General features: G+C 73.4%; 1 pseudogene. It reads left to right on the top strand.

The window, feature by feature from the left end:
* Positions 1 to 62 precede the first annotated feature (62 nt).
* Positions 63 to 3,691: pseudogene (locus tag AXW62_RS33395) on the top strand (SDR family NAD(P)-dependent oxidoreductase); the annotation flags it as partial.

Raw genomic sequence — 3,691 nt, 5'->3', positions numbered from 1 at the left:
ACGGCACCCACATCGACTGGACCGGTTGGTTCCCCGCCGACCCGGTCCCCCAGGTGGTCGGGTTGCCGACGTATGCCTTTCAGCACCAGCGCTTCTGGCTGGCGCCGCCCGCCGCCGGTGCGAGCGGGGAAGGGGCGGCGCAGAATCCGGCCGAGGCACAGCTCTGGCATGCCATCGAAGAGCTGGACGTCGACACCCTCACCAGCACACTCCAGCTGGAGAAGGACGGCCCCGGTATCGAGGCACTGCTGCCCGCGCTCCCCGTGCTGTCCGCCTGGCGGCGTCAGCACCGTGAACGCTCCACCATCGACTCCTGGCGCTACCGGACCACATGGCAGCAGCTCCCCGACCCGGCAGCGGCGGACCTGACGGGCAGCTGGCTGGTGATCACCCCGGCCGGTCAGGAGGAGCACGCCACGGTCCGGGTCACCGTCCAGGCGCTTCAGGCGCACGGCGCGACAGCGGTCCCGCACGCGGTCGGCACTCAGGACGTCGATCGCGCGGCGCTCCGCGAAGACCTCGCCCGGCTGACCGAGGACTCCCGGCCCGCCGGAATCATCAGCCTGCTCGCCCTCGATCAGGAACCGCTCACCGGCCACTCGGCGGTACCCGCCGGGCTCGCCGCCACCGTCGCCCTCCTCCAGGCGCTCGGTGACGCCGGGATCCCGGCGCCCCTGTGGTGCCTCACCCAGGGCGCCGTCGCCACCGGCCGAAGCGACCTGCTTCCCCACCCCGGGCAGGCGCAGATCTGGGGGCTCGGCCGGGTCGCCGCACTGGAACACCCGCGGCGCTGGGGCGGTCTCATCGATCTGCCCGCCGCCGTGACCCACCACACGGCAGGCCGGCTGGCGGCCCTGCTCGTCGCCGGGCAGCCCGAGGACCAGGTCGCCATCCGTACCACCGGGACCTACGCGCGCCGCCTCACCCGTGTGCCCGCTGCCGACGCCACCCCCGTCCCGTGGGAGCCGTCGGGCACCACGCTCATCACCGGCGGCACCGGCGGCCTCGGCGCCCACGTCGCCCGCTGGCTGGCCCGGCGGGGCGCGCCCCGGCTCCACCTCGTCAGCCGGTCAGGACCCGACGCCCCCGGCGCCGCGGAGCTGGCCGAGGAGCTCACGGCTCTGGGGACGGCCGTCACCGTCACCGCCTGCGACGCCTCCGACCGCACCGCGCTCCAGCACCTCCTCGCCACCATCCCCGCCGAACACCCCCTCACCACCGTCGTCCACACCGCCGGGACGATGGAGCTCGGGCAGATCAGCGAACTGGACCCGGGACGGCTGGAGTCCGTTCTGCGGTCCAAGGCGCTGGCCGCCGCACATCTGCACGACCTCACCCAGGACCTCGGCCTCACGGCTTTCGTTCTCTTCTCGTCGAACGCCGCGACATGGGGCAGCGGCCGGCAGGCCGCCTACGCCGCCGCGAACACCTATCTGGACGCGCTCGCCGAGCACCGCCACGCCCGGGGACTCCCCGCCACCAGCCTCGCCTGGGGCCCCTGGGGCGAGGCAGGCATGGCAGCCGACCAGCACACCCTCTCCCACCTCAAGCGGCGCGGTCTCTCGCCCCTCGCCACCGATCTCGCCATCACATCGCTGCACCACGCCCTGACGCACCACGACACCGCCGTCACGATCGCGGACGTCGACTGGGAGAGGTTCGGCGGCACGTTCACCGCACAGCGCCCCAGTCCGTTCCTCACCCGGCTGATGACGTCGAGCGCGGAGCCCACCGCCCCCACGGCGACCGCCGACGCCAATCCGCTGCGGCAACAGCTCAGCGCGGCGCCCGACGCCCAGCGGCACCAGATCCTGGTCCGTCATGTCCAGACCCTGGCCGCCGCCGTCCTCGGCCACCCCGGCCTGGACGCGATTCCCCCGGCGCAGCCCTTCCAGGAGCTGGGATTCGACTCCCTCACCGCGGTGGAGCTGCGCAATCAGCTCGCCGCCACCACCGGTCTGTCCCTCGCCCCGGCGCTGGTCTTCGACCATCCGACGCCCAACGCACTCGCCACCCATCTGTGCGCCGAACTGACGGGGCGGAAGTCCGCCGTCGCCATCCACACCCGGTCCGCGGTCGCCGACGACGAGCCGATCGCGATCGTCGGCATGGCCTGCCGCTACCCGGGCGGTGTGCGTTCTCCGGAAGAGCTGTGGGAGCTGGTCGCCGCGGGCCGGGACGCCATCGGGGAGATGCCCACCGACCGCGCCTGGGATCTGAACACGCTCTTCGATCCCGACCCCGAGCATCTGGGCACCAGCTATGCGCGCGAGGGCGGTTTCCTCCACGAGGCGGCCGGGTTCGACGCGGCCTTCTTCGGCATCAGCCCGCGCGAAGCGCTCGCCATGGACCCCCAGCAGCGGCTGCTCCTCGAAACCGCGTGGGAGACCTTCGAGAACGCGGGCCTGGACCGGGACACGCTCGCCGGCAGCGACACCGGCGTCTTCGCGGGCGGCACGTACCAGGGGTACGGGGCCTCCGGAAGCTCCTCGGCGCAGGAGGTCGAGGGGTACCTGCTCGCCGGTGGTACGCCGAGCGTCATGTCCGGCCGGGTGGCGTACGCGTTCGGCCTGGAGGGACCCGCGGTCACGGTGGACACGGCCTGCTCGTCCTCGCTGGTGGCGATGCACCTGGCGGCCCAGGCCCTGCGGCAGGGCGAGTGCACGCTGGCGCTGGCGGGCGGGGTGACGGTGATGGCCACCCCGACCACGTTCATCGAGTTCTCCCGCCAGCGAGGGCTGGCGGCCGACGGCCGGTGCAAGCCGTTCGCATCGGCGGCCGACGGCACCGGCTGGGGCGAGGGCGCCGGACTGCTGCTGCTGGAGCGGCTGTCGGACGCGCGGCGCAACGGCCACCGGGTCCTTGCCGTCGTCCGTGGCTCCGCCGTCAACCAGGACGGCACGAGCAACGGCCTGACCGCGCCGAACGGGCCCGCGCAGCAGCGGGTGATCCGACAGGCGCTGGCCAACGCCCGGCTGACGCCCGCAGAGGTCGATGTGGTGGAAGGCCACGGCACCGGGACCACGCTCGGCGATCCGATCGAGGCCCAGGCGCTGCTGGCCACCTACGGCCAGGAGCGGCCGGAGGAGCGTCCGCTGTGGCTGGGCTCCATCAAGTCCAACATCGGCCACACCCAGGCCGCCGCCGGAGTGGCCGGGGTCATCAAGATAGTGATGGCGATGCGCCACGGGGTGCTGCCCGCCTCGCTCCACATCGACGCACCGACCCCCCACGTCGACTGGAACGCGGGCGATATCCACCTGCTGACCGAAGCACGGGAATGGCCGCGGGACGAGCGGCCACGCCGGGCGGGGGTCTCGTCGTTCGGCATCAGCGGGACCAATGCGCACGTCATCGTGGAGCAGGCGCCCGAGGAGCCGGTGGCGGTCGTGGGGGCCGTCGAGGGGGAACCGGTGGACGGGCCGGTGCCGTGGGTGGTCTCGGCGCGCGGTACGGAAGCGCTGCGGGGCCAGGCGCGGGCCCTGGCCGACCGCGTGACCGCTGACCCGGCGGTGACACCGGCCGAAGTGGGCTGGTCGCTGTTGCGGTCCAGGACCCTGTTCGACCACCGAGCGGTAGTGATCGGCCAGGACCGCCAGGAACTGGTGGCCGGGCTGGAGGCACTCGCCGCCGGGGAACCACATCCGGCCCTGGTACACCCCGCACAGGCCACCGGCACAACCGACACCAA

It is taken from the genome of Streptomyces hygroscopicus subsp. hygroscopicus (assembly GCF_001553455.1).
Lineage (GTDB): Bacteria > Actinomycetota > Actinomycetes > Streptomycetales > Streptomycetaceae > Streptomyces > Streptomyces hygroscopicus.
Note: the sequence above shows the minus strand (reverse complement) of the source record. Positions and strands in the feature narration are given on the sequence as shown.